Origin of the sequence: Arthrobacter zhaoguopingii, assembly GCF_009828595.1 — a bacterium.
GTDB classification, from domain to species: domain Bacteria; phylum Actinomycetota; class Actinomycetes; order Actinomycetales; family Micrococcaceae; genus Arthrobacter_D; species Arthrobacter_D zhaoguopingii.
In genome coordinates this window covers 47,728-71,808 of record NZ_WPNY01000004.1, presented here as the reverse complement: position 1 = coordinate 71,808, position 24,081 = coordinate 47,728, and the positions used below count along the sequence as shown (strand labels likewise).

The following is a 24,081-nucleotide window of genomic DNA, read 5'->3' as shown; positions in this document are numbered from 1 at the left end:
TTTCCGGTCCCTCTGCCGCGTGAGAGTATTGCGGCAGGAGCAGCAAAAACAGCGAGGAAGAGCCATGAGCACGAACATCCCGGATCCGCACGGCCGGCCGGGGACCAACACCCCGGGCTCGGCGGCTTCCGCATCCAGCACGGGATCGACCGGCACCGGTCCGGCCGAAACCCCGCCCTCCACTCGACCGCCCTCCACGCCGGCGCCGTCCCGCACCTCAGCCGGTCCGGCCAGGGAAGGGACCACCAAGGGAGACTCCGCCAGGAAGGGGACTCCTCCGGAGAAGACCAAGGCGAGCGAGGGGATCGGCGGCAGCGACTGGAGCATGTTCCGCACCGTCGTCGTCCTCGTGGGCCTGATCCTTGCCGGATTCGGCGCCTACTACCTGATCCTCGGCACCGCGGGCCTTCCCGACACCGACGCCCGGCCCGTCAACCCGACCCTCGAGAACCAGTTCCGTTTCTTCTCCGCGATGATGGTCGGCGTGGGGGCCGCCTTCGTCACCATCGCCGTGAAGTTCAAGTGGGCCAACATGCTGTGGCTGGTCTGCCTCATGGTCTTCGCCGGGGGCATCGGCAGGGTGCTGTCCTGGGCGTTCTCGGGAACCCCCCACTACCTGCTGATCATCCTCATGGTCGTTGAGCTCGCCTTCCCGGCCGCCCTGCTGGTGTGGCATAAATACATCACCAAGACCACCCAGCTGCGGAAAGACTTCAGCTCCCGCAGCTGATGCCAGTGGCGGCACTTCCCCGTGATCCTGCCTGCGGCTCCTGTGAAGCTTTCCTCCGGCAACCGTGAAATACCGAAGCGCGTTATCGGCAATAATGGACACTGGCGCTGCAGGGAACCGGACGCTCCGGCCCGCGCCGCGGAAAGCCGCAACGGCGAAGGAGATGCGTGTTCTACTGGAGAGACCTTGCCGATGTGCCCCACGATTTCGGCCCGTCGGTCCTCACGCTCGGCAACTTCGACGGTGTCCACCGGGGCCACCAGCGCGTGCTGGAGCACCTGGTCGAGGCGGCGCGGAAGCGCGACGCCGCGGCCGTCGCCATCTCCTTCGACCCGCACCCCGCCCAGGTCCACCGCCCCGACAGCGCACCGGCGCTGATCATGGGGCTCGAGGACCGGGTGCACACGCTGGCCGAGACCGGCATCGACGGCGTCCTGATGATGCACTACACCCTCGACCTCGCCTCCCACACCCCCGAAGAGTTCGTCGAGAAGGTCCTCGTGAACGCGCTCCACGCCCGCGCCGTCGTCATCGGACATGACGTGCGGTTTGGGCGCGGCAACAGCGGTGACCTCGAGACAATGCGCGCCCTTGGCCAGCGGTTCGGCTTCGAGGTCCTCGCCATCGACGACTTCGCGGCGAGCGTCCCCCTGGCCACCGGCGACGGTGAGGCAACGCGCCGCTGCTCCTCGACCTGGGTGCGCGAATCGCTTGACGCCGGCGATGTGGAAACCGCGGCCCGGATCCTCGGGCGCCCGCACCGGATGCGCGGCGAGGTGGTCCACGGGGCGAAACGGGGAAGGGAGATGGGTTTCCCGACGGCCAACCTCTCAGACGACGCCGAGGGCTACATCCCGGCCGACGGCATCTATGCCGGCTGGCTCGTCGACGGATCGGGGACCCGGTGGCCCGCCGCGATCTCCGTCGGATCGAACCCGACCTTCGACGGCGTCACCCGGCAGGTCGAGGCGCATGTCATCGACCGTCCGGAGGAGGAGATCTCGGCCTTCAACCTGTACGGGCAGAGGATTGTCGTCGAGTTCGTCCAGCGGCTGCGGGGCCAGGTCACCTACACGGGACCGGAGGCGCTGGCCGAGCAGATGGGTCTCGACGTTGACCGCTCGCGGCAGGTGCTTTCGACAGATCTGCAGGCCAGCGGCTAAACTGGAGGCTGAGATCCGGCTGCAGTCCGTGGTGGCTGGATTTTTGTGTGTCAGGCCTTCGCGCGGTCCGCTCCGGCGGACGGTCCGGCAGCCGGCCGAAACCTCTTATTCACGGTACAACTCTAGGAGTTACACGTGGCCCTTGACGCCGCTATCAAGCAGGAAATCATCAAAGAGTACGCCACCTCCGAGGGGGACACCGGTTCCCCCGAGGTGCAGATCGCGATGCTTTCCCGCCGCATCCTCGACCTGACCGAACACCTGAAGATGCACAAGCATGACCACCACACCCGTCGTGGCCTGCTTCTTCTGGTCGGACGCCGCCGTCGCCTGCTGGACTACCTGCGCGACACCGACATCACGCGTTACCGGACGCTCATCGAGCGCCTCGGCCTGCGCCGATAGGTTGAATGGAAGGCGGCGCCATCTCCTGAGGAGACGGAGCCGCCTTCCGCTTATGCCCGGTCAGTCCGGGTGCACCACCGCTAGATAAAAATCTGGAGCCAGCAGGCACCGCGCATTCGCGGTCCTCGGTAGTGATCTCCGGGAGGCGGGCCGCAGAGGCCGCCGTCCCGTGGATCTCGATCGAAGACCGGGTGCACAGGCGGCCCACGAGGGGCCGCCCGACAATGGTGCCGACCGCCCCCACCACAAAGAAACGGAGGTGACTCTCTATGGAGGGTCCCGAGATCCAATTTGCTGAAGCCGTCATCGACAATGGCCGCTTCGGAACACGCACCGTCCGCTTCGAGACCGGCCGCCTTGCCCAGCAGGCCGCCGGCGCAGCGATGGTCTACATCGACGAAGACACCGCGCTCCTTTCGGCGACCACCGCCGGAAGCTCCCCGCGCGAAGGCTTCGACTTCTTCCCGCTGACCGTCGACGTCGAAGAGCGCATGTACGGCGCCGGGCGCATCCCGGGCTCGTTCTTCCGCCGCGAGGGACGCCCCTCCACCGAGGCGATCCTCGCCTGCCGCCTGATGGATCGCCCGCTGCGTCCGGCTTTCGTCAAGGGCCTGCGCAACGAGGTCCAGATCGTCGTCACCGTGCTGGCGATCAACCCCGACGTGCGCTACGACGTCGTGGCCATCAACGCGGCCTCGATGTCCACCCAGCTCTCCGGACTTCCCTTCTCCGGCCCGATCGGCGGCGTCCGCGTTGCGCTCGTCTCCGACGGCAGCGGAAGCGACCAGTGGATCGCCTTCCCGAAGCACTCGGAGCTCGAGAACTCCGTCTTCGACATGGTCGTTGCCGGCCGCGTCGTCGGTGACGACGTCGCCATCATGATGGTCGAGGCCGAAGCGACCGACAACTCCTGGAACCTCATCAAGGAAAACGGCGCTACGGCACCGACCGAGGAGATCGTCGCCGAGGGCCTGGAAGCGGCAAAGCCGTTCATCCGCGCCCTGTGCGAAGCGCAGTCGGACCTGGCCTCGCGTGCGGCCAAGCCGACCGTCGAGTTCCCCGTGTTCCTCGACTACCAGGACGACGTCTACGCCGCCGTCGAGTCGGCCGCCGCGCAGAAGCTCGCCGAGGTCTTCCAGATCGCCGACAAGCAGGAGCGCAACACCGCCTCCGACGCCCTCAAGGCCGAGGTCCTCGAGTCCCTCGCCGGGTCCTTCGAGGGACGCGAGAAGGAGCTCTCGGCAGCCTTCCGCTCGGTCACCAAGGCCGTTGTGCGCCAGCGCATCCTCAAGGACCAGGTCCGCATCGACGGGCGTGGCCTTTCCGACATCCGCAAGCTCACCGCCGAGGTCGAGGTCCTGCCCCGCGTCCACGGTTCGGCCATCTTCGAGCGCGGCGAGACCCAGATCCTGGGTGTCACCACGCTGAACATGCTCAAGATGGAACAGCAGATCGACTCGCTGTCCCCGGTGACGCGCAAGCGCTACATGCACCACTACAACTTCCCGCCGTACTCCACCGGTGAAACCGGCCGCGTGGGTTCGCCCAAGCGCCGCGAAATCGGCCACGGTGCCCTCGCCGAGCGCGCCATCGCCCCGGTCCTTCCGAGCCGCGAGGATTTCCCCTACGCGATCCGCCAGGTCTCCGAGGCGCTGAGCTCCAACGGCTCCACCTCGATGGGCTCGGTCTGCGCCGCAACGCTGTCCCTGCTCAACGCCGGTGTCCCGCTGCGGGCACCCGTCGCGGGCATCGCGATGGGCCTCGTTTCCGATGAGGTCGACGGTCAGACCCGCTACGCGGCGCTGACCGACATCCTTGGAGCCGAGGACGCCTTCGGTGACATGGACTTCAAGGTCGCCGGTACCTCCGAGTTCGTCACCGCCATCCAGCTCGACACCAAGCTCGACGGCATTCCCGCCTCGGTGCTGGCCGCCGCGCTGAAGCAGGCCCGTGAGGCCCGCCTCCACATCCTCGGCGTTCTCGAAGCCGCGATCGACGCGCCGGACGAGCTCTCCGAGTTCGCCCCGCGCATCATCTCGGTCAAGATCCCCGTTGACAAGATCGGCGAGGTCATCGGCCCCAAGGGCAAGATGATCAACCAGATCCAGGAGGACACCGGCGCCGACATCTCCATCGAGGATGACGGCACCGTGCTGATCGGCGCGACCGACGGAGGCTCGGCCGAGGCCGCCCGCGCAGCGGTCAACGCCATCGCGAACCCCCAGGTTCCCGAGATCGGCGAGCGCTACCTGGGCACCGTCGTCAAGACGACGACGTTCGGCGCGTTCGTCTCGCTGACCCCGGGCAAGGACGGACTGCTTCACATCTCCGAGCTGCGCAAGCTCTCGGGCGGCAAGCGCGTCGACAATGTCGATGACGTCGTCGCGGTGGGCCAGAAGGTCCAGGTCGAGATCACCAAGATCGACGACCGCGGAAAGCTCTCGCTGTCGCCGGTGGTCGCCGATGAGGCTGCCGACGACGCCGGCATCGAGCTCCCTGAGGTGCCCGCCGAGGACGCCGTCAGCTAGGTGCCCGCGGTTCCGCCGCCGACGGCCCCGCCGTGGACCCTGGTCCACGGCGGGGCCGTTGGCCGTTTCCCGATCGACGCTCAACCCTGAACCGACGCACAACCTGAGAGACCCCGATGTCACTGCCTTCAGCTGTTTCCCTCCCGCTGCTCCCCACGCCGCTCGCCGACGGTGAGAGCGGCGACCCGACGTTCGTGGCCGGCGACCCCGGCGGGGCGGTGGTCCGCCGCTCGGTGCTGCCCGGCGGAGTGCGTGTACTGACCGAAGCGATGCCCGGGCAGCGCTCGGCCACCATCGGGTTCTGGGTCGGGGTCGGGTCACGGGACGAGGCCGAGGGCGAGCACGGCTCCACCCACTTCCTCGAGCACCTGCTGTTCAAGGGCACACGGAAGCGCTCCGCCCTGGAAATCGCCTCCGCCTTTGACGAGGTCGGCGGCGAGTCCAACGCGGCGACGGCCAAGGAAAACACCTGCTACTACGCCCGGGTGCTCGACACGGACCTGCCCCTGGCCATCGACGTGATCGCCGATATGGTCACCTCGGCCGTCCTCGACCCCGAGGAACTCGAGCAGGAACGCGACGTCATCCTCGAGGAAATCGCGATGGACAGCGATGACCCCGCCGATGTCGCGCACGAGGAGTTCGTCTCGGCCGTCCTCGGCGGCCACCCCCTGGGGCGGCCCATCGGCGGCACCCCCGAGGCCATCCGCGCCATCCCGCGCGACGCGGTGCTGGCCCACTACCGCCGGTACTACACCCCCGCCGAGCTCGTCGTCACCGCTGCCGGCGGCCTCGACCACGACACCGTCTGCCGGCAGGTGCAGCAGGCCCTCGAGGAGGCCGGCTGGGTCCTTGAGGAGGGCGCCGTGCCGGTGCCCCGCCGCCTGGGCAGGCCCGTCGAGATCTCCGGTGCGCCCGGGGTGCACGTGATCCGCCGCGCGGTCGAACAGGCGAACATCCTGATCGGCTGCCCCTCGCTGGTGGCCACGGACGAGCGCCGATTCGTCATGAGTGTGCTGAACGCCGTGCTCGGCGGCGGCATGTCCTCGCGGCTGTTCCAGGAGATCCGGGAGAAGCGGGGCCTGGTGTACTCGACGTACTCCTTCTCGGCCTCCTACGCCGACGCCGGCTACTTTGCCATGTACGCCGGGTGCTCACCAGCCAAGACGGGACAGGTCATCGCCCTTCTGGGGGAGGAGCTGGACCGCCTTGCCCGTGACGGCATCAGCGAGGAGGAGCTGCGAAAGGCCGTAGGCCAGCTTTCCGGCGGTCTGGTGCTCGCCCTCGAGGACAGCAGTTCGCGCATGTCGCGCCTCGGCCGCTCCGAACTAGTCTCGGGGGAGTTCATCGACCTCGATGAGTCGCTCGCTCGGGTCCGTGCCGTCACCCCCGCCGAGGTCCAGGAACTGGCCGCGGAGCTGGCCGCCGCGCCGCGCACCACGATGGTCGTCGGACCCTTCGACGGGCCCGCGGACTTCGGGCTGTAGGCACCCGGAGGCAGCGCGCCCGACGCAGGCGCACCGGCGTGGCCGCTGCGGCGGCCGCTGGAGCTGCCGGTCAGCCGCCGGCGAAGGGCGGCAGGACGTCGAGGACGTCCTGCTCGGCCAGGACCCGGCCGCGGTCGCGCAGCGCCACCTCGTTCAGCAGAAAGCTGCTGCGCCGCAGGACCTGCTCCATTGACGGGCTTTGAGTTCCGGCATAGCGGTCGCCGAGGATGGCCAGGATGTCTTCAACGGTGGCCCCGGCGCCATCGAGGATTTCCTCGGCGGTGCCCGCTGCCGCACGCGCCGCACCGAAATAGCGGATCAGCATTCAGCCACCGATCGCGCTCATCGAGCGGTCGGGCTGGATGAAGCCCTCAGCACCGAGCCCGGTGCGGGCCATCCCATGCGCCTTGGGCTTGGCCCACATCGCCTCCTGCCACCGCCGGGCGACGGCGGCATCGTCAGCGCCGGAACGAAGCAGTTCCCGCAGGTCCGTCTCCTCACGGGAAAACAGGCAGCTCATCACCTTTCCCTCGGCGGTGATCCGGGTCCTGCGGCAGTCGGCGCAGAACGGCTCCGTGACGGAGGCGATGATGCCCACCGAGCCCACGACCTTCTCCGGCGCGCTGCGCCTCCGCACCTCCCACCGCTCGGCCGGTGCGCCGTCGCGGCTGCGCGGGTCGGCGGTCAGGACGAAGGCCGGTTCGAGCAGCGCGCGCATTTCGGCGGCCGTGATCATGCCGTCCCGGGTCCAGCCGTGGTCGGCGTCAAGGGGCATCTGCTCGATGAACCGCAGCTCGAATCCGCGTGAGAGGGCCCATTCGAGCAGGTCCGGGGCTTCATGATCATTGATGCCGCGCATCAGCACCGCATTGATCTTCACCAGGCCCAGCCCCACCTCCGCGGCGGCCTCGATCCCGCGCAGCACCCGGTCGAGGAACGGACGCCGGGTCAGCTGGGCGAAGGTCCCGGGGTGCAGGGAGTCCATCGAGACGTTGATGCGGGTGAGTCCCGCCTCCTTCAGCCGGGCTGCCTTCCGATCGAGCCCGAGCCCGTTGGTCGTCAGGGAAATCGGCAGACCGGGGTGGGCGGTGCGCAGGTCCGAGATGATTTCCACCAGGTCCGCCCGCACCAGGGGTTCCCCACCGGTCAGGCGGAGCTCGCGCACCCCGAGGAGGTCGACGCCGATCCGCACGAGGCGCACGATTTCGGCGCGGGAGAGCACCTGCTCCTTCTGCAGCCAGTTGAGGCCCTCCGCCGGCATGCAGTAGGTGCAGCGCAGGTTGCACTTGTCGGTCAGCGACACACGCAGATCGGTGGCGCGGCGCCCGAAGGTGTCGAGCAGGCCCACGCCCGGATCCGAGGGTGCCGGGCCGGGCAGCCCGAGAGATATTCCCATAGTGAGAGGTTACGCCTTTTCGCATCGGCTCCAAGGGCGAATCTGGAGCCCGGGGATAAGGATGTCGGGTGGCTGTTCTTTCTTCAGCCCCGCCCGGAGTCCGCGGCGGCCCCCGGCGGACTAGGGTTGAAGTACCGCAGCACCCGCCGGCCAGGCCCAGCCCCCGGCCCGACCCGACCCGCCCACCGACCCGACCCGCCCACCGACCCGCCGCCGAGCCACCCGACCCGCCCACCGACCCGCCGCCGAGCCACCCGCCCACCGGGCGCAGCCGAAAGGACGTCATGACCCGCAGCGTTTCCGAGCACCAGTCGGCGGTCGAACAGCTCCTGAGCGCCGGCGGCTACGCCCGCGGCGGGCGCGGCGGCGCCGTGGAGTCCCTTCCGCTCAGCGCAGCCCTCGGCCGGGTCCTCGCCGCGGACGTCTCTGCCCCGGTGGCCCTTCCGCCCTTCGACAACTCGCAGATGGACGGATACGCGGTGCATCTGCGCGATCTGGGGGACGGCTCGGCCGTGGCAGGCGACGGGGAGCCCGAGGGCCACCTCCGGCTCCACGTGGGGGCGCCCGTTCCCGCCGGAAGTTCCCCGCCGCCGCTCGAGCCAGGCACTGCCGTTCCGATCATGACCGGGGCGATGGTTCCCTCCGGCACCGGCGCCGTCGTGCCGATCGAGCGCGCTGACCCCCCGCGGTTCCCCGCCCTGTCCTCGGGCGACGGCGGGCCGCCCGCGGTGCGGCTGCCTGCCGGAACCCCTGCCGGCAGTTTCATCCGGCGCGCCGGCAGCGACATCGCCGCCGGGGAACTGGCTCTGGGGGCCGGGACCCTGCTCGGCCCGGCGCAGCTGGGACTGCTGGCCGCCTGCGGCCTGGCCGAGGTCGCCGTCCGCACGCCGTTCCGTGTCCTCCTGCTGTCCACCGGGGACGAAGTGACCGAGCCCGGCGGGCCGCTCGGGGCCGGCCGGATTTACGACGCCAACACCACCCTGCTTGAGGCCGCCCTGCGGGAAGCCGGCGCCGAGGTCCTCCGGACCCGGGTCCTCTCCGACGACCCGGAGAAGCTGCGCGAGGCGCTCGACGCCCCGCCCGCGGCGGAGGTCCACCTGATCCTGACCTCCGGAGGCATCAGCCAGGGCGCCTACGAGGTGGTCAAGCAGGCCCTGTCCGGCAGCGGCGTCGAGTTCCCCGGGGTGGCCCTGCAGCCCGGCGGGCCGCAGGCCATCGGTACCCTCGGCGGGGTCCCGTTCCTCGGCTTTCCCGGCAACCCCGTCAGTGCCCTCGTGTCCTTCGAAATGTTCCTCCGGCCGGCCCTGACGGCCCTCACCGGCGCGCCCGCACCGCGGGTCGCGCTTCCGGCCCGGCTCACCGCCCCGGCGTCGTCCCCGGCCGCCAAGCACCAGGTCCGGCGCGGGCTGTACCGGGACGGGCAGGTCGAACTCATCGGAGGACCCGGATCCCATCTGCTCAACGCCCTCGCGGGCTCGAACGCCCTCGTCCACTTCCCTGTCGGCCTCTCTGAGGCGGCCGCCGGCGACGAAGTGACCGTCTGGCTGATCGGCCCCGTCCCGCCGCCGGCACCTCCCGCGCCGGCCCCAACCGACCAGGAGCTGCCCTCATGACACCCAACGAAACCGCCGACGCGCCCGCGCTGTCGCATGTCCGGGCCGACGGCACCGCCCACATGGTCGATGTCTCCGCCAAGGCCGTGACGGCCCGCCAGGCGGTGGCACAGTCGGTCCTGGAGACCAGCGCCGGGGTCGTAGCCATGATCACCGACGGGTCGCTGCCCAAGGGGGACGCCCTCGCCGTCGCCCGCGTCGCCGGGATTATGGCCGCCAAGCAGACCTCCACCCTGATCCCGCTGTGCCATCCGCTGCCGATCAGCCGCGTCTCGGTCGACTTCACCGCCGACGCGGGGACCGTCACGGTGACGGCGCTCGTGAAGACGACCTCGGTGACCGGGGTTGAGATGGAGGCGCTGACCGCCGCCTCCATCGCCGCCCTGACCCTCTATGACATGATCAAGGCCGTCGACCCGCGCGCCGTGATCCGGGAGACGAAGGTCCTTTCGAAGACCGGTGGAAAGAGCGGAGACTGGAGCGTATGACCCCGCTGAGGAACGCCGCGGTGATTATCGCCTCGACCCGCGCCGCCGCCGGCGCCTACCAGGACGAATGCGGCCCCCTCGTGGCCGGCTGGCTCCTCGAGCACGGCTTCGCCGTGCAGGACGCCGAGGTCGTGCCCGACGGGGACGCCGTGGGCGAAGCCATCGGCCGGGCGCTGGATGCCGGGCCGGCCGTGCTCATCACCAGCGGGGGCACCGGTCTAAGCGCCGACGACGCCACGCCGGAGCAGACCCTGCCCTACCTCGACCGGCAGCTGCCGGGCATCATGGAGGCGGCGCGCCGGGCGGGAGCCGACAAGGTGCCCACCGCGGCCCTGACCCGCGGCCTTGCCGGCACCGCAGGAAGCACCTTCGTGATCAACCTCCCGGGCTCACCCGGGGGCGTGCGGGACGGGCTCGCCGTCCTCGAACCGCTCATCGGCCACATCTGTGCCCAGCTGGAAGGATCCCATGACCACCAGTGAAGTTGTCCGGGCCTACGTGTCGGACACGCCCATCACCCCGGAAGAGGCCCTGGCCGCCGTGGATTCCCCGCGCTGCGGCGCCGCGGTCTCCTTCAGCGGCGTCGTGAGGAACCACGACGGCGGGCGGGAGGTCACCTCCCTGAGCTACAGCTCCCACCCCAGCGCCGAACGGGTCATCGCCGAGGTCGCGGCCGAGGTCGCCGGCCGGCACGACGGCGTGCGCCTCTGGGTGGCGCACCGGATCGGCCCGCTCGAAATCGGTGACTCGGCCCTCGTGGCCGCCGTCGCCGCAGCCCACCGCGGCGAGGCCTTCGCGGCCTGCTCGGAACTCGTCGACGCCGTCAAGGAGCGCGTGCCGGTCTGGAAGGAACAGTTCTTCACCGACGGCACCGTGGAATGGGTCGGCGCCGGGTAGGAACAGTAGGCTGGGAGGCATGACGCAGGAACTCCCGGTTGCAGTGCTCGGCGCCTCGGGGCGCATGGGCTCCGAGGCGGTCGCCGCCATCCAGGCCGCCGAGGACCTCTCCCTCGTGGCGGCACTGGGCCGGGGGGATGACCTTGCCACCCTGGTCTCCTCCGGCGCCCGGGTGGTGCTCGACCTGACCGTGCCCGAGGCGACCTATGACAATGTCTGCTTCGCCGTCGAGCACGGCCTCCACGCCGTCGTCGGAACCACCGGCTGGACACCCGAGCGGCTCGACGGGCTGGGCGTTCTGCTCGGGCGCACCCCGTCCACCGGTGTGCTGATCGCCCCGAACTTCGCCCTGGGTTCGGTGCTGGCCACGGCGTTTGCCGCCTCGGCCGCCCGGTACTTCGAATCCGTCGAGATCATCGAACTCCACCACCCCGACAAGGTGGACGCCCCCTCGGGGACGGCCCTGCGCACCGCACAGCTCATCAGCGCGGCGCGCGGGGCGGCCGGAGTGCCCGCCGCCCCCGACGCGACCGCCGGCGGCCTCGCCGGGGCCCGGGGCGCGGACGCCGACGGCATCCCCGTCCACTCGGTGCGCCTGCGCGGGCTCACGGCCCACCAGGAGGTGCTGCTGGGCAGCCCGGGCGAGCAGCTGACCATCCGCCACGACTCCTTCGACCGCGCCTCCTTCATGCCCGGCGTCCTGCTCGGGCTCCGGAGCGTGGCCTCCCACCCCGGCCTCACGGTCGGCCTCGAGGGCTACCTCGACCTCGCCACGAAGAAGGACCCCCATGCTTGAAACCTTCCGCCGCCACCGCGTCAAGATCGGGGTCGTCTTCGTCACCCTCCTGCTGGTGCTCTGGCTGGCCGTCACGTTCCAGCGCGGCGTCCTGCTGCTCGGCGACCCCGCACCGGTGGCCAAGGCCCTGGGTGCGGGCTACCTGTTCCTGCCGATCATCGGGGCCTGGGCCCTGATCCGCGAACTGCTCTTCGGCGCCCAGACGGAGCGCATGGCCAAGGTCCTCGAGGCCGAGGGCGGACTGCCCGTTGACGACCTGCCGCGTACCCCGGCCGGACGGATCGTCCGAGCCGCAGCCGACGAGCGCTTCCCGCAGTACCAGGCGGAGGTTGAGAACGACCCGGAGAACTGGCGCAGCTGGTTCCGGCTCTCCTGCGCCTACGATGCCGCCGGCGACCGCACCCGAGCCCGGAAGGCAATGCGCGACGCCGCCCGACTGTTCCACTGAGCCGGGCGGCCGGTCCGGGCCCGGCAGGGTCCAGGCAGTGGGTAGGCTCGACGGCGCACCAGCCCAGGGGGCAGGCCGGGTGACACCTGCCCTACGGCCCGCGGTGGGTCAGCGCCGGTCCGGACGCGACGCCGGGTGCCCGCCGCTCCGGGCGGCCTGCGCGGCTCCCGACGCGATCAGCTCGAGGGGGCCGCGGGCGTGGATCCGCTGGAACAGGATGCCGAGCGCCACCGCGCCCAGCGCCTGGAACCAGAACACCGGAGCGGGCTCAAGCACGGGCTCCTGCTGATCGACCCAGCTCATGACGCAGATGTGGAGCGAATACAGGGTCAGGGTCATCGCCCCCGGCGCCGAGAGCGGAAGAAGCAGCTGCCGGAAACGCCGGGTGATCAGCAGGCAGATCCCGGTCACCGCGGCGGCGGTCCCGGCCGTGTGCAGCAGGTCGAAGGGCGTCCCGGAATGCGGGGTGCTGACGGCCAGCCACCACCACGACCCGGTCGAGTTCAGGCCACCGATCCCCACCTGCAGCATCGCCTCGAGGGGGTAGCGCGCTCCCTCCGGTGTCTGAAGCAGCGCGTCGAGGCCGCCGGCGGGGCCGAGCAGGTAGCCGCTGGCCGCCTTCGCGGCAACGGCCGCCGCGGCGCCGCCGAGAATCAATGCGGCCTGGACGCCCAGCCGGGCGAGGTCGAGGCGTCCGATCACCAGGCCGATGAGCAGATAGCTCAGCCACTGCAGCGCCGGGTAGTACCCGGTGACAAAGACGTCCGCCAGCAGCGTCGCCGGCTCAAGGAAGTGCTCCCAGACCGGATTCCCGTCGAGCGAGGGCGGATCGAGCGTCCCCTCGATCCAGGGGCGCAGGAGGAAGGCCGCGACGGGGGAGAGCAGCAGCCAGCCCGCCGCCCAGGCCGCGAGGACCGGCAGCCGCAGGCCCAGGAAAGGAAGGGCCAGCAGGAACAGGATCCCGTAGTGGAAGAGGATGATGGCGATGTTCGTCTCGACGCCGCCGAGCACGAGCCCGACGGTGGCGATGATGACGGCGCGCACGGCGATCCCGCGGCGGTCCCCCGAGAGGACCCCTGAGCGGTGCGGAGTGCTTCCGCCCGTCAGCAGTGCGAGCCCGATCCCTGCCACCACGGCGAACAGGGCCGACGCCCGCCCGGTGAAGAGCAGCGCGACCCACGACGGGTCGGCCGTCCCGGGGACGTACAGGGGAAAGATGTGCGTGCTCATCATTCCGAAAAGGGCAATGCCGCGGGCCGCGTCGAGACCGGTCAGACGCCGGAAGGCCGGGGAGGACACCATCCCTCGATCGTCTCACAGCGGCCCGCCGCGGCGGGTGTGCCACCCGCGGCGGCGGTGGCCCGGCCCTGCACCCTGCGGCCCGAGCAGGTAACGTTTTACCCATGGTTGAAACCCTCCCCTCAAACCCGTTCGGCACCCTGGTCACCGCAATGGTCACCCCTTTCACAGCCGACGGGGCGGTGGACCTCGACGGCGCCGCCGCCCTGGCGTCGCGGCTCGTCGACGACGGCTGCGACGGCCTCGTCGTCTCCGGCACCACAGGGGAGACCTCAACCCTTGAGGACTCGGAGAAGGAAGACCTGTTCCGGGTCGTCGCCCAGGCCGTCGGCGGCCGGGCGCGGGTGATCGCCGGAACCGGCACCAACCACACCTCGCACTCGGTGGAGATGGCGCACCGTGCCGTCCGTGCCGGCGCCGACGCGCAGCTGGTTGTTACCCCGTATTACAACAAGCCGACCCAGTCCGGGGTCCTCGCGCACTTCACCGCCGTCGCCGACGCGACGGACCTGCCCATCATGGTCTACGACATTCCGGGCCGCGCAGGCATCCCCATCGCCACCGAAACGATGATCCGGCTGGCCGACCACCCGGCAATCCTCGCACTTAAGGACGCCAAGGCCGACTTCGGCGAGGTGACGAGGGTGCTGGCCAACACCGACCTCGCCATCTACTCGGGCGACGACGGCCTCACCCTGCCCTGGATGGCGGCCGGCGCCGTCGGTGTCGTCAGCGTCACCGCGCACGTCGCCACCGCCCAGTTCCGCGCGCTCGTGGATGCGGCCGCGGCCGGGGACTTCGCCACCGCCCGGCGCCTTCACTTCGAGCTGGACCCGGTGATCCGCGCCGTGATGACCCACCTGCCCGGGGCGATCTCCGCCAAGCAGATCCTCCACCGCCAGGGCACCCTCGCGGGCACCGCCGTGCGACTGCCGCTTGTGGTTCCGACCTCGGCGGAGCTCGAGCCGGTGTTCGCGGACCTCGCCGAGGCCGGGTGGGACCTCCCGCCGGCCGCGCCATCGCCGGCCGCCGGGGCGCGCGCGTGAGCCCCACCGCCCCGCTGGTCCCGGCGCCCCCGCTCGCCGATGGAACCCTCCGCATCGTCGCGCTGGGAGGCCTTGGGGAAATCGGCCGCAACATGGCGGTGTTCGAGCTGAAGGGCAAGCTGCTCATCGTCGACTGCGGGGTGCTCTTCCCCGAGGAGCACCAGCCCGGCGTCGACCTGATCCTGCCTGACTTCTCCTACCTCGAGGGCCGGCTCGACGACGTCGTCGGCCTCGTCCTGACCCACGGCCACGAGGACCATATCGGGGCGGTGCCCTACCTGCTGCGGCTCAAGGAGGACATTCCGCTCATTGGTTCCCAGCTCACCCTGGCCCTGATCGAGGCGAAGCTGCAGGAACACCGCATCCGCCCCTACACCCTCACGGTGTCCGAGGGGCAGATCGAGCAGTTCGGCCCCTTCGAGTGCGAGTTCGTTGCGGTAAACCACTCCATCCCGGACGCGCTGGCCGTGTTTATCCGCACCGAGGCCGGAAACGTGCTTCACACCGGCGACTTCAAGATGGACCAGCTTCCCTTGGACGGGCGCATCACCGACCTGCGCGCCTTCTCCAGGCTGGGGGAGGAAGGCGTCGACCTGTTCCTCGTCGACTCAACCAACGCCGACGTGCCCGGCTTCACCGCCGCCGAGCGGGAGATCGGGCCGGTCCTCGAGCGGCTGTTCGCCGACGTCCGCAAGCGCATCATCGTGGCCTCCTTCTCCTCCCACGTGCACCGGGTCCAGCAGGTCCTCGACGCCGCGCACGCCCACGGACGCCTCGTCTGCTTCGCCGGTCGCTCCATGGTGCGCAATATGGGCATCGCCGCCCGACTGGGCTACCTCCGGGTCCCCGAGGGCATCCTCGTCGACCTCAAGGACGTCGACAACCTGCCCGACGATCGGGTGGTGCTGATGTCCACCGGTTCCCAGGGCGAGCCCATGGCGGCCCTGTCCCGGATGGCCAACGGGGACCACCGCATCACGGTGGGCCCGGGCGACACGGTGATCCTTGCGTCCTCGCTCATCCCGGGCAACGAGAACGCGGTGTTCCGGGTCATCAACGGCCTGCTGAAGCTCGGCGCGGACGTCGTCCACAAGGGTAACGCCCGGGTCCACGTCTCAGGCCACGCGGCGGCGGGGGAGCTGCTCTACTGCTACAACATCCTGAAGCCGCGCAATGTGATGCCGGTCCACGGGGAGACCCGCCACCTCATCGCCAACGGCCGGCTCGCCGAGCTGACCGGGGTGCCGGCGGAGAACGTGATCCTCGCCGACAACGGCTCGGTCATCGACCTCAGCGGTGGAAAGGCCCGGACGGTCGGTGCCGTGGAGTGCGGCTTCGTGTATGTCGACGGATCGAGTGTCGGCGAGATTACCGACGCCGACCTCAAGGACCGCCGCATCCTCGGCGAGGAGGGGTTCATCTCCATCGTGGCCGTCGTGAACCGCACCACCGGCAAGATCGTCTCCGGTCCGGACATCCACGCCCGCGGCTTCGCCGAGGACGACTCGGTGTTCGACGAGATCACCGGCAAGCTCAACGCCGCCCTCGAAGAGGCGGTGCGCAGCAATACCGACCACACCACCTACCAGCTCCAGCAGGTGGTGCGCCGGGTCATCGGCACGTGGGTGAACCGCCGGTACCGCCGCCGCCCGATGATCATCCCGGTGGTTCTGGAGGCCTGACCCGGCGCCCGGTCCCGCTCCGCGGCCGGAGCGGCGGGGGTCCCTGCCTGCCCCGGAAACCGCGTATATTCCGGTGAACGCGGGCCCCGTCCGGTACCGTAGCAGTATGGCGACTCGTACTTCCCCTGCCCCGCGGGGCCCCCAGCGATCGCGCGGCAAGGCCGCGCCCGCTGGACGCTCAACGTCGGGCCGGGGTTCCTCCAGCGCCAGGACGCAGACCACCAAGGCCATCGCGGTGCCGGCCGATGACCGGCCGCCGCTTCCCGTCCGCGCCGTGCGCGGGGCCTGGCTGGGCGTCGCCCGGATGGCCGGGGCGGGAGTCCGCAAGTTCGGCCACGAGGTCCACCCTGAACGCGAACTGCGCCGGGACGGCACCGGATTCTTCCTGCTGCTGCTGGCCGTGGCCGTCGCCGCCGTCGAATGGTGGGCACTCAAGGGCCCGGTCGCGGACGTCGTCCACGCCGTCGCCGGCGGGACCTTCGGCTGGATGGCGCTGCTGATCCCCTTCCTGCTCGGCATCGGCGCCGTGCGCCTCTTCCGCTACCCCGAGGCGCACCGGGCCAACAACCGGATCGCCATCGGTCTGCTGATCCTCCTGTTCGCCGGTTCCGGCATCTCCCACCTCGTCGGCGGACAGCCGGGCCTCTCCGCGGGCCTGCCCCTGCTGTGGCGCGCCGGGGGAGTGGCCGGCTTCCTGGTGGCCGGTCCGCTCAGCTCCGTGCTCACCCCGTGGCCAGTCGGGGTGCTGCTCGGCTTCGTCGTCTTCGTGAGCCTGTTGATCATCACCGCCACCCCCTTCCGTCACATCCCCGACCGGCTCCGGAGCCTGTACGAGCACCTGATGGGCCAGGACCTGATCGACACCGCCGACCGCGACAGCCACGACCAGAGCTACCTCTACGAGGCGCACGGCTCGACCGCCGTGAAGCCAAAATCCAAGCGCAGGGAACGCCAGGCCAGGAACCGCGGCGACGAGCCGGCCGAGGATCCGTCCTCCGACGGGTTCGTCGGCGACGAGGCGTTCGAACGCGCCCTGATCGAGGACGAGGAACGCAAGGCCCGCGAGGCCGAGCGGCAGATCCCCGCCGGCGTGCGCCGTCCCACCCAGCAGGAACTCGCGACCGAAAAGATCAAGCGCGCCCAAGGCCTGGGGGACGAGCCGGCGGGCGGGCCCGCCACCGAGGCGATCGACGTCGTGCCGGCAGCCAAGGCCCTCATCGTCCCCTCCACCCCTGTCCAGCCGCAGACCCCGCCCTCGCCGATCCCGCAGCGGACCGAGCAGCTCCAGCTGGCCGGGGACGTCGCCTATACCCTGCCGCCCTCGGACTACCTCCCGGCGGGCACCCCGCCCAAGGAGCGCTCCGAGGCCAACGACGCCGTCGTCGCCGCCCTGACGCACACCCTCGAGCAGTTCAACGTCGATGCGAAGGTCACCGGCTTCTCCCGCGGCCCGACGGTGACGCGCTACGAGATCGAACTCGCCTCCGGCACCAAGGTGGAGCGGGTCACCGCCCTGTCAAAGAACATCTCCTATGCCGTCGCCAGCTCGGACGTGCGCATCCTCTCGCCGATCCCCGGCAAATCGGCGATCGGCATCGAGATCCCGAACACCGACCGCGAGACCGTCTCCCTCGGGGACGTGCTGCGCTCGGGCAACGCCCGCAAGACCGAACACCCGATGGTGATGGGCGTGGGCAAGGACGTCGAGGGCGGCTTCGTCGTCGCGAACCTCGCCAAGATGCCCCACCTGCTCGTGGCCGGCGCCACCGGCGCGGGCAAGTCCTCCTTCGTGAACTCCATGATCACCTCGATCCTGATGCGGGCCACCCCCGATGAGGTGCGCATGGTCATGGTCGACCCCAAGCGCGTCGAGCTGACCGCCTACGAGGGCGTTCCGCACCTGATCACGCCGATCATCACCAACCCCAAGAAGGCCGCCGAAGCCCTGCAGTGGGTGGTCCGCGAGATGGACACCCGCTACGACGACCTCGCCAACTACGGGTTCAAGCACATCGACGACTTCAATAAGGCCGTCCGCAACGGCAAGGTCGTACCGCCCGAGGGCTCCAAGCGCGTGGTGCGCCCCTACCCGTACCTGCTCGTGATCGTGGACGAGCTCGCGGACCTGATGATGGTCGCCCCGCGCGACGTCGAAGACTCGATCGTGCGCATCACCCAGCTGGCCCGCGCCGCGGGCATCCACCTGGTCCTCGCCACCCAGCGGCCCTCGGTCGACGTCGTCACGGGCCTGATCAAGGCGAACGTGCCGTCGAGGATGGCGTTCGCGACCTCCTCGGTCACCGACTCTCGCGTGGTGCTCGACCAGCCTGGCGCGGAGAAGCTGATCGGCCAGGGTGACGCCCTGTTCCTGCCGATGGGCGCCTCCAAGCCGATGCGCGTCCAGGGTGCCTGGGTGACGGAGTCCGAAATCCACCGCGTGGTCGAGCACGTCAAGGGCCAGCTGGGGGCGGTGTACCGCGAGGACGTCGCTGTCGAGGCGCCCAAGAAGCAGATCGACGACGACATCGGAGACGACCTCGAGGTGCTGCTGCAGGCCACCGAGCTGGTGGTGACGACCCAGTTCGGCTCGACGTCGATGCTCCAGCGTAAGCTGCGGGTCGGCTTCGCCAAGGCCGGCCGGCTCATGGACCTGCTCGAGTCCCGCGGCGTCGTAGGCCCCTCGGAGGGCTCAAAGGCCCGCGACGTGCTCGTCAAACCGGACGACCTCGCCCCGGTGCTCGCCGCCATGCGCGGCGATGAAGGCGCCGCCGTGCCGCAGGCGCCCGCTGCCGCGCCGGCCGCGGCCCCCGTCGACCTCGTGGCCGACGACCTCGCAGCGCGCTCCCAGGCGGTCGAATGGAACGACGGAAATGACAACGCCGATGACGACGGCGAGGACGCCTGGAGCCTTACGGGAAGGTAGCCTTATCGCGTGATGAACACCCCAGCCAAAGAAGTGCCCGTTCTGAATATCGCGAACGTCCTCACCGTCGTGCGGATCGTGCTCGTCCCCTTCTTCGTCTGGTTCCTCGCCGCCGACGAAAGCACGGGCGGGTTGTTCCGCTGGCTTGCAGTGATCACCTTCGCCGTGGCGATCTACACGGACAAGCTCGACGGCGACCTCGCGCGCAGCCGCGGGCTGATCACCGACTTCGGGAAGATCGCCGACCCGATCGCCGACAAGCTGCTGATCGGCTCGGCGCTGATCATGCTCTCGATCCTCGGCGAGCTCTGGTGGTGGGTCACCATCGTGATCCTCGCCCGCGAGGTGGGCATCACCCTCCTGCGTTTCGCCGTGATCCGCTATGGGGTCATGCCGGCCTCGCGCGGGGGCAAGCTGAAGACTGTCGTCCAGACGGTGGCCATCCTCGTCTTCCTCCTCCCGTTCGCCAGCACCCCCGGCGCGTGGGGCTGGTGGATCGCGGCGGCCTTCATGGCGGCGGCCCTGGTGATCACCGTGGTGACCGGTCTCGACTACATCCGGCAGGCCGCCCAGCTGCGTGCCAAGGCCCGCTCCAACGGACAGAAGTGAACGCTGCCGACGTCGTCGCGGCCGCCCTGGCCGCGCACGTCACCGTCGGGACCGCCGAATCCCTGACCGCAGGGCAGGTATCGGCGGCGCTGGCCGATGTTCCGGGAGCGTCGGGAACGCTGCGCGGCGGGATTGTCGCCTATGCCAACGAAGTCAAGCGGGACGTGCTCGGAGTCGACGCGGCGCTCCTCGACTCGGCGGGCTCGGTGGATCCCGACGTCGCCGCGCAGATGGCCGAAGGGGCCCGCCGGGTGCTCGGGGTGAATGCCGCCGTCTCCACCACCGGAGTGGCAGGGCCCGCCCCGCACGACGGCCAGCCGGTGGGCACCGTTTTCATCGCCGTGGCCACCGCGGGCGGGACCGAGGTGCGCCGGTTCGGGTTCCCCGGCGGACGGGAGTCGGTGCGTGCTGCGTCCTGCGGAGCCGCCCTGGAACTGCTCGGCGCGGCCATCCTAAGGGAACAAATGTGAAGACACACTAGTTATCTATACAGCGAGCCGTTGATAAGGTTGACGACTCAGGCCCAAGAAGATCGGGCCGGACCGACTATGCATTCTCCGCTTCCCGGCGGGTCCGCATTTATGAGGGAGCAAGGCGATACAGATGGTAAGACAACCCGTATCCGTAAACGGAGTGGTCCGTTGGCGTGATGTGGGGTTGGCAGATGACGCACAACGCAAGCCAAAGGAGCGCAAAATGGTCGTACTACGCCATGAGATCGGAGACGTCCTCCGGGACGTGCGCCAGCGCCAGGGCCGTACGCTGCGTGAAGTCTCCCACAGTGCAAGGGTTTCCCTGGGTTACCTGAGCGAAGTGGAGCGCGGCCAGAAGGAAGCGTCATCTGAACTCCTCTCATCAATCTGCAGCGCGCTGGACGTACCACTGTCCACGATGCTGCGGGAGGTCAGCGACCGGCTCGCGGAGGCGGAGGGTGTCTCAGTACCGGACACCGTTCCGCAGGAATTCTCCCGCGAGTTCGAGAACAACATTCCCGACGATCTCACCGAAAACTTCAGCAGGGGCCTGGCGGCAACGAACCGCTAGGCAGCAGCGACCCACAAGGACCCGCCCACCGGCGGGTCCTGCTGCTTTTAAGGCGCGGCGTCAACCCGGGACGGTGCGGCCGTTGTCTTGAGGCCTTCCAGTCCCGCCGAGCGGCCTACCAGTTGTCCTTGGCGTAGGTGGCGTTGAGCTGGGCGATCAGGTGACCAAGCTGCTCGAGGTCGGAGACGTCCCAGTCGGCCATCAGCTCGTGGAAGGCCTGCTTGCGGGCGGTCTGGGCGTTCACCAGCTGCTGCGTGCCCGCCGGCGTCAGCGAAATGGCCTGGGCGCGGCCGTCAAGCGGATCGGCCTCCTTTTGCACGAGACCGAGCTGTTCGAGCATGGCGATCTGCCGGCTCACCGACGGTTTGCCCACTCCAACGCTTGCGGCAATGTCGGTGAGCCGCATCGAGCCCTCCTGCTGAAGGATGACGAGGAGACCGTAGGCGGCAGGTTCCATCTCCGGGTGCACCCTGCGGGCCACCTTGTAGGAGTTGGACCGGGCGCGCCTCCAGAGCATACTGAGTTGCTGCTCAAGCGCCACGATGGCGGAATCCACGGCGGCGTCGGTTGTGCTGGGGTCAGGGGTCATACCGCTTATTCTATGGTTCGCGGTCCCTCCAGCCGCCCCGCTGCGGGTAACGGATCGGCAACCTCCCGGTCCCGGCGCCGCCGGAAAATCGAATGCGCCCCCCTGTGCGGTTGGGGCATCCTGTAGGAACAGCAACGACAAAGGATAGAAAATGCGGCTCAGCGACTTTTGGCGGCTGATGGACGACGAGTTCGGGGCCCACTACTCACGGAGCCTCGCGGGCGATCTCGTGATCGGTGAACTGGGGGACCGGACCGCCCTCGACGCGCTGCGGGCGGGGATCGACCCCCGGCGGGTGTGGGAGGCGGTCTGCGCGGTGCAGGACGTGCCTCGCGAGCGGTGGCTGGGGCGCGACCTGAAGCCCCGGGCCCGCAGCCGGGCCGAATAGGACACGCCGTTCATCGACCCAATTCATTCGAATATCTGTTCGGATCGAGATATGCTTGGAGGACGGGTCCTGCCGGTTTTTTCACATACCGGGCGGCCTCCCAAGACTGTCAGAGCCGGCCGGTAGGGTCGGAACGAACATGCAAACGGCCCGCGGGGTTTCGCAAGCCCAGGGCACAATCAACCGAGGTGAACAATGGCTGCACCAGCCGATCGTGAGAAGGCCCTCCAGGCTGCCCTCGCGCAGATTGACAAGCAGTACGGCAAGGGCTCCGTTATGCGGCTTGGCGATGAGATTCGAGCACCCATCGAGACGATCTCCACGAGTTCGATCGCCCTTGACGCCGCGCTCGGCATCGGCGGCCTGCCCCGCGGCCGCGTCGTCGAGATCTACGGACCCGAGTCCTCGGGTAAGACCACGGTGGCCCTCCACGCGGTGGCCAGCGCCCAGCGCAACGGCGGCATCGCGGCCTTCATCGACGCCGAGCATGCCCTCGACCCGGAGTACGCGAAGAAGCTTGGGGTCGACACCGACGCACTCCTGGTGTCCCAGCCCGACACCGGTGAGCAGGCACTCGAGATCATGGACATGCTCATCGGATCCGGCTCCATCGACATTGTGGTGATCGACTCCGTGGCAGCGCTTGTTCCCCGCGCGGAAATCGAAGGCGAGATGGGCGACAGCCATGTGGGCCTGCAGGCCCGGCTCATGAGCCAGGCCCTCCGCAAGATCACCGGCCGCCTGAGCCAGACCAAGACCACCGCCATCTTCATCAACCAGCTCCGCGAAAAGATCGGTGTCTTCTTCGGCAGCCCCGAAACCACGACCGGTGGCAAGGCGCTGAAGTTCTACGCCTCCGTGCGCATCGACGTCCGCCGGATCGAGACCCTCAAAGAGGGAGTTAACCCGGTCGGCAACCGCACCCGGGCCAAGATCGTGAAGAACAAGATGGCCCCGCCCTTCAAGCAGGCCGAGTTCGACATTCTCTACGGACACGGCATCTCCCGAGAGGGTGGTCTGATCGATGTGGGCGTCGAGAACGGACTGGTCAAGAAGTCCGGCGCCTGGTTCACCTATGACGGCGACCAGCTGGGCCAGGGCAAGGAGAATGCCCGCAAGTTCCTCATCGACAATCCCGACCTCGCCGATGAGCTGGAGCGGAAGATCCGCGTCAAGCTTGGCATCGGTGTGCAGCCCGAAGAGAACGAGGGCGGCCCCAAGCTGAAGGCCGTCGGCGGAGAGTAGCCGCAGTGGCAGGAAGCGGATCCTGGGGGCGGCCGGCCGACGGCCCGCCGCCCCCAGGGGATTCCGAAAGCACACGGGCCGATACCGGGGAGGTCCGCCGGACACCTGACGGACCATCGGCCGAACACCAGATGACCGAATACGAGTTGTTCGGGGCAAGCGCTGGCAGCGGCCTCTCCGCCGGACCGCCGGCCGAATACGAGATGTTCGGCGCAAACGCTGCCGGCATGACCTTCGGCGAAGAGTCCGCGGCCGACGGGTCCTCCTGGAGGAAGCCGGCCAGCCGTGGGTCCTTCGGGAAAAAGTCTGCCAGCGGCGGGTCGTTCGGCCGGAAGCGGGCCGGGGGTGGACCATCCGGGGAAAACATTGCGGGTGGGGGCTTCGGTCAAAAACCAGCTGGCGGCGGATCGTTTGGGAAAAAGCCGGCCGGCGGCGGGTCCCTCGGGAAGAAATCCGGCAGCGGGGGATCCTTCGGGGGGCAGACGCCCAAGTCACGCAGCCGGCGGAAAACCGAGCGCGCGCTCAACGATTCAGCATTCGGCCCCGTCTTCGGACGCTCGGCGGATCTCCCTCCCGAACAGGATCCCGATGAGGCCGCCCCGGCCCCGTGGAGCCCTTCCGGGTTCCCCGATGACGCGCCGCACAGCGGGGCGGGCACCGCCGACGGCTCCAGTGGGCGTTCACGGCGTCGCGGCCGCGGGGAAGCAACGCCGGAGGACCCAGCGGATCAGGCGCAGCCGTCCGACCCCCTCGCCCTCGGCCGCTCCATCGTGCTTCGCCAGCTCGCGATGGCGCCGAGAAGCCGGCACCAGCTGGCCGTGAAGCTCGCCGAGCGGGGCGTGCCCGAGGAAGCCGCCACGGCGGTCCTGAACCGCTTCGAAGAGGTCCAGCTCATCGACGACGCGGAGTTCGCCCGGATGTGGGTCCGCAGCCGCTCCGCCACCCGCTCGTTGGCCCGCTCCGCCCTGAAACGGGAACTGGCCGAAAAAGGCATCGACCCGGCCCTTGCCGAGGACGCCCTCGCCCAGGTGAGCGACGACGACGAACGGAACGCCGCACGTGAACTGATCCACCGGAAGATGCGGCAGGGCGTTGACCTCGGGGACCGCTCCGCGCGGGACAAGGAGGTCCGCAGGCTCGTCTCAATGCTCGCCCGGAAGGGCTACGCGCCGGGCCTGGCCTTCGCACTCGTCAAGGACGCCCTCGACGCGCAGGACGCCGCCTCCGAATGACGCGGCGAGGGCGTTCTCGCGTGCCTCTCCTGCTGGAGTGACTACCGCCGTCGGGCGCGCGATTGTGGGCCGG

General features: G+C 69.6%; 24 protein-coding genes. 20 read left to right on the top strand and 4 right to left on the bottom strand.

The features are described from left to right. Positions 1-64 precede the first annotated feature (64 nt). From GVV86_RS07085 to GVV86_RS07065, 5 genes are all read left to right on the top strand, one after another. Entirely contained in the window at positions 65-730 is a 666-nt protein-coding gene (locus GVV86_RS07085; protein WP_159616001.1) for a DUF4345 domain-containing protein, read from the top strand. Between the two features lie 167 nt (positions 731-897). Next, positions 898-1,893: a bifunctional riboflavin kinase/FAD synthetase gene (locus tag GVV86_RS07080; RefSeq protein ID WP_159616003.1), complete on the top strand. Its 996-nt coding sequence runs from the start codon at positions 898-900 to the stop codon at positions 1,891-1,893. Positions 1,894-2,028: 135 nt separating this feature from the next. Continuing rightward, positions 2,029-2,298 carry a 30S ribosomal protein S15 gene (rpsO, locus tag GVV86_RS07075; protein ID WP_120166611.1) on the top strand — a complete coding sequence of 90 codons (270 nt, stop codon included), beginning with the start codon at positions 2,029-2,031 and terminating at the stop codon, positions 2,296-2,298. Between the two features lie 269 nt (positions 2,299-2,567). Continuing rightward, positions 2,568-4,826, top strand: coding sequence for a polyribonucleotide nucleotidyltransferase (locus tag GVV86_RS07070; protein ID WP_159616004.1), 2,259 nt, complete (start codon positions 2,568-2,570; stop codon positions 4,824-4,826). Positions 4,827-4,942: 116 nt separating this feature from the next. Continuing rightward, positions 4,943-6,313: a M16 family metallopeptidase gene (locus GVV86_RS07065; protein WP_159616005.1), complete on the top strand. Its 1,371-nt coding sequence runs from the start codon at positions 4,943-4,945 to the stop codon at positions 6,311-6,313. A 70-nt stretch (positions 6,314-6,383) separates the two neighbouring features. Here GVV86_RS07065 and GVV86_RS07060 read toward each other — a convergent pair whose 3' ends face one another. Both GVV86_RS07060 and moaA read right to left on the bottom strand, forming a co-directional pair. Next, positions 6,384-6,638 carry a MoaD/ThiS family protein gene (locus GVV86_RS07060; protein WP_159616006.1) on the bottom strand — a complete coding sequence of 85 codons (255 nt, stop codon included), beginning with the start codon at positions 6,636-6,638 and terminating at the stop codon, positions 6,384-6,386. Then, positions 6,639-7,709: a GTP 3',8-cyclase MoaA gene (gene moaA, locus GVV86_RS07055; RefSeq protein WP_159802283.1), complete on the bottom strand. Its 1,071-nt coding sequence runs from the start codon at positions 7,707-7,709 to the stop codon at positions 6,639-6,641. Positions 7,710-7,993: 284 nt separating this feature from the next. On the opposite strand from moaA, the gene GVV86_RS07050 reads away from it, so the two are divergent. From GVV86_RS07050 to GVV86_RS07025, 6 genes are read left to right on the top strand one after another with little or no spacing between them, the layout of a single operon-like run. Further along, entirely contained in the window at positions 7,994-9,322 is a 1,329-nt protein-coding gene (locus GVV86_RS07050) for a molybdopterin molybdotransferase MoeA (protein WP_159616008.1), read from the top strand. Beyond that, the gene (gene moaC, locus GVV86_RS07045) at positions 9,319-9,810 is read left to right on the top strand and encodes a cyclic pyranopterin monophosphate synthase MoaC (RefSeq protein WP_159616009.1); all 492 of its coding nucleotides are present in this window, start codon (positions 9,319-9,321) and stop codon (positions 9,808-9,810) included. The genes GVV86_RS07050 and moaC overlap by 4 nt, the downstream gene beginning before the upstream one ends. After that, positions 9,807-10,292: a MogA/MoaB family molybdenum cofactor biosynthesis protein gene (locus tag GVV86_RS07040; RefSeq protein ID WP_159802281.1), complete on the top strand. Its 486-nt coding sequence runs from the start codon at positions 9,807-9,809 to the stop codon at positions 10,290-10,292. The genes moaC and GVV86_RS07040 overlap by 4 nt, the downstream gene beginning before the upstream one ends. Continuing rightward, positions 10,279-10,707: a molybdenum cofactor biosynthesis protein MoaE gene (locus GVV86_RS07035; protein WP_159616011.1), complete on the top strand. Its 429-nt coding sequence runs from the start codon at positions 10,279-10,281 to the stop codon at positions 10,705-10,707. Before GVV86_RS07040 ends, GVV86_RS07035 begins: the two co-directional genes overlap by 14 nt. 19 nt (positions 10,708-10,726) lie before the next feature. Next, on the top strand, positions 10,727-11,503 hold the full coding sequence (gene dapB, locus GVV86_RS07030; RefSeq protein WP_159802279.1) for a 4-hydroxy-tetrahydrodipicolinate reductase: 777 nt from the start codon (positions 10,727-10,729) through the stop codon (positions 11,501-11,503). Further along, complete coding sequence (locus tag GVV86_RS07025; protein ID WP_159802277.1) at positions 11,496-11,951, top strand: tetratricopeptide repeat protein; 456 nt, start codon at positions 11,496-11,498, stop codon at positions 11,949-11,951. Before dapB ends, GVV86_RS07025 begins: the two co-directional genes overlap by 8 nt. 108 nt (positions 11,952-12,059) lie before the next feature. Here GVV86_RS07025 and GVV86_RS07020 read toward each other — a convergent pair whose 3' ends face one another. Continuing rightward, on the bottom strand, positions 12,060-13,253 hold the full coding sequence (locus tag GVV86_RS07020) for a heparan-alpha-glucosaminide N-acetyltransferase domain-containing protein (RefSeq protein ID WP_159616017.1): 1,194 nt from the start codon (positions 13,251-13,253) through the stop codon (positions 12,060-12,062). A gap of 101 nt (positions 13,254-13,354) precedes the next feature. On the opposite strand from GVV86_RS07020, the gene dapA reads away from it, so the two are divergent. The 6 genes from dapA to GVV86_RS06990 all read left to right on the top strand — a co-directional run bounded on the left by dapA (position 13,355) and on the right by GVV86_RS06990 (position 20,554). Beyond that, complete coding sequence (gene dapA / locus GVV86_RS07015) at positions 13,355-14,296, top strand: 4-hydroxy-tetrahydrodipicolinate synthase (RefSeq protein ID WP_159616019.1); 942 nt, start codon at positions 13,355-13,357, stop codon at positions 14,294-14,296. Further along, the gene (locus GVV86_RS07010) at positions 14,293-15,978 is read left to right on the top strand and encodes a ribonuclease J (protein WP_159802275.1); all 1,686 of its coding nucleotides are present in this window, start codon (positions 14,293-14,295) and stop codon (positions 15,976-15,978) included. The genes dapA and GVV86_RS07010 overlap by 4 nt, the downstream gene beginning before the upstream one ends. Before the next feature lie 106 nt (positions 15,979-16,084). Further along, positions 16,085-18,901, top strand: a complete 2,817-nt coding sequence (locus GVV86_RS07005) for an FtsK/SpoIIIE family DNA translocase (protein ID WP_159802273.1) — start codon at positions 16,085-16,087, stop codon at positions 18,899-18,901. 12 nt (positions 18,902-18,913) lie between these two features. After that, the gene (gene pgsA, locus GVV86_RS07000; protein WP_159616201.1) at positions 18,914-19,510 is read left to right on the top strand and encodes a CDP-diacylglycerol--glycerol-3-phosphate 3-phosphatidyltransferase; all 597 of its coding nucleotides are present in this window, start codon (positions 18,914-18,916) and stop codon (positions 19,508-19,510) included. After that, complete coding sequence (locus GVV86_RS06995; RefSeq protein ID WP_159616025.1) at positions 19,507-19,980, top strand: CinA family protein; 474 nt, start codon at positions 19,507-19,509, stop codon at positions 19,978-19,980. The genes pgsA and GVV86_RS06995 overlap by 4 nt, the downstream gene beginning before the upstream one ends. A gap of 133 nt (positions 19,981-20,113) precedes the next feature. After that, positions 20,114-20,554 carry a helix-turn-helix domain-containing protein gene (locus GVV86_RS06990; protein WP_159616027.1) on the top strand — a complete coding sequence of 147 codons (441 nt, stop codon included), beginning with the start codon at positions 20,114-20,116 and terminating at the stop codon, positions 20,552-20,554. Positions 20,555-20,669: 115 nt separating this feature from the next. Here GVV86_RS06990 and GVV86_RS06985 read toward each other — a convergent pair whose 3' ends face one another. Next, positions 20,670-21,143: a MarR family winged helix-turn-helix transcriptional regulator gene (locus GVV86_RS06985; protein ID WP_120166577.1), complete on the bottom strand. Its 474-nt coding sequence runs from the start codon at positions 21,141-21,143 to the stop codon at positions 20,670-20,672. A gap of 151 nt (positions 21,144-21,294) precedes the next feature. Between GVV86_RS06985 and GVV86_RS06980 the strand changes: the two genes are divergently transcribed. The 3 genes from GVV86_RS06980 (at position 21,295) to GVV86_RS18595 (ending at position 24,008) form a co-directional block, all read left to right on the top strand. Further along, positions 21,295-21,531 (top strand): DUF3046 domain-containing protein, encoded by a 237-nt coding sequence (locus GVV86_RS06980; RefSeq protein ID WP_159616029.1) that lies wholly within the window; start codon positions 21,295-21,297, stop codon positions 21,529-21,531. Between the two features lie 195 nt (positions 21,532-21,726). After that, positions 21,727-22,776: a recombinase RecA gene (gene recA / locus GVV86_RS06975; protein WP_159802271.1), complete on the top strand. Its 1,050-nt coding sequence runs from the start codon at positions 21,727-21,729 to the stop codon at positions 22,774-22,776. Between the two features lie 131 nt (positions 22,777-22,907). Continuing rightward, the gene (locus GVV86_RS18595) at positions 22,908-24,008 is read left to right on the top strand and encodes a regulatory protein RecX (RefSeq protein WP_246669900.1); all 1,101 of its coding nucleotides are present in this window, start codon (positions 22,908-22,910) and stop codon (positions 24,006-24,008) included. Positions 24,009-24,081 lie beyond the last annotated feature (73 nt).

Excerpts from the sequence above, each read along its gene's own strand:
- GVV86_RS07085 (WP_159616001.1), top strand. The coding sequence starts at position 65 with ATGAGCACGAACATCCCGGATCCGCACGGCCGGCCGGGGACCAACACC.
- GVV86_RS07070 (WP_159616004.1), top strand. The coding sequence starts at position 2,568 with ATGGAGGGTCCCGAGATCCAATTTGCTGAAGCCGTCATCGACAATGGC.
- GVV86_RS07065 (WP_159616005.1), top strand. The coding sequence starts at position 4,943 with ATGTCACTGCCTTCAGCTGTTTCCCTCCCGCTGCTCCCCACGCCGCTC.
- GVV86_RS07060 (WP_159616006.1), bottom strand. The coding sequence starts at position 6,638 with ATGCTGATCCGCTATTTCGGTGCGGCGCGTGCGGCAGCGGGCACCGCC.
- moaA (WP_159802283.1), bottom strand. The coding sequence starts at position 7,709 with ATGGGAATATCTCTCGGGCTGCCCGGCCCGGCACCCTCGGATCCGGGC.
- GVV86_RS07050 (WP_159616008.1), top strand. The coding sequence starts at position 7,994 with ATGACCCGCAGCGTTTCCGAGCACCAGTCGGCGGTCGAACAGCTCCTG.
- moaC (WP_159616009.1), top strand. The coding sequence starts at position 9,319 with ATGACACCCAACGAAACCGCCGACGCGCCCGCGCTGTCGCATGTCCGG.
- GVV86_RS07040 (WP_159802281.1), top strand. The coding sequence starts at position 9,807 with ATGACCCCGCTGAGGAACGCCGCGGTGATTATCGCCTCGACCCGCGCC.
- GVV86_RS07035 (WP_159616011.1), top strand. The coding sequence starts at position 10,279 with ATGACCACCAGTGAAGTTGTCCGGGCCTACGTGTCGGACACGCCCATC.
- dapB (WP_159802279.1), top strand. The coding sequence starts at position 10,727 with ATGACGCAGGAACTCCCGGTTGCAGTGCTCGGCGCCTCGGGGCGCATG.
- GVV86_RS07025 (WP_159802277.1), top strand. The coding sequence starts at position 11,496 with ATGCTTGAAACCTTCCGCCGCCACCGCGTCAAGATCGGGGTCGTCTTC.
- GVV86_RS07020 (WP_159616017.1), bottom strand. The coding sequence starts at position 13,253 with ATGGTGTCCTCCCCGGCCTTCCGGCGTCTGACCGGTCTCGACGCGGCC.
- dapA (WP_159616019.1), top strand. The coding sequence starts at position 13,355 with ATGGTTGAAACCCTCCCCTCAAACCCGTTCGGCACCCTGGTCACCGCA.
- GVV86_RS07005 (WP_159802273.1), top strand. The coding sequence starts at position 16,085 with ATGGCGACTCGTACTTCCCCTGCCCCGCGGGGCCCCCAGCGATCGCGC.
- pgsA (WP_159616201.1), top strand. The coding sequence starts at position 18,914 with ATGAACACCCCAGCCAAAGAAGTGCCCGTTCTGAATATCGCGAACGTC.
- GVV86_RS06990 (WP_159616027.1), top strand. The coding sequence starts at position 20,114 with ATGGTAAGACAACCCGTATCCGTAAACGGAGTGGTCCGTTGGCGTGAT.
- GVV86_RS06985 (WP_120166577.1), bottom strand. The coding sequence starts at position 21,143 with ATGACCCCTGACCCCAGCACAACCGACGCCGCCGTGGATTCCGCCATC.
- GVV86_RS06980 (WP_159616029.1), top strand. The coding sequence starts at position 21,295 with ATGCGGCTCAGCGACTTTTGGCGGCTGATGGACGACGAGTTCGGGGCC.
- recA (WP_159802271.1), top strand. The coding sequence starts at position 21,727 with ATGGCTGCACCAGCCGATCGTGAGAAGGCCCTCCAGGCTGCCCTCGCG.
- GVV86_RS18595 (WP_246669900.1), top strand. The coding sequence starts at position 22,908 with ATGACCGAATACGAGTTGTTCGGGGCAAGCGCTGGCAGCGGCCTCTCC.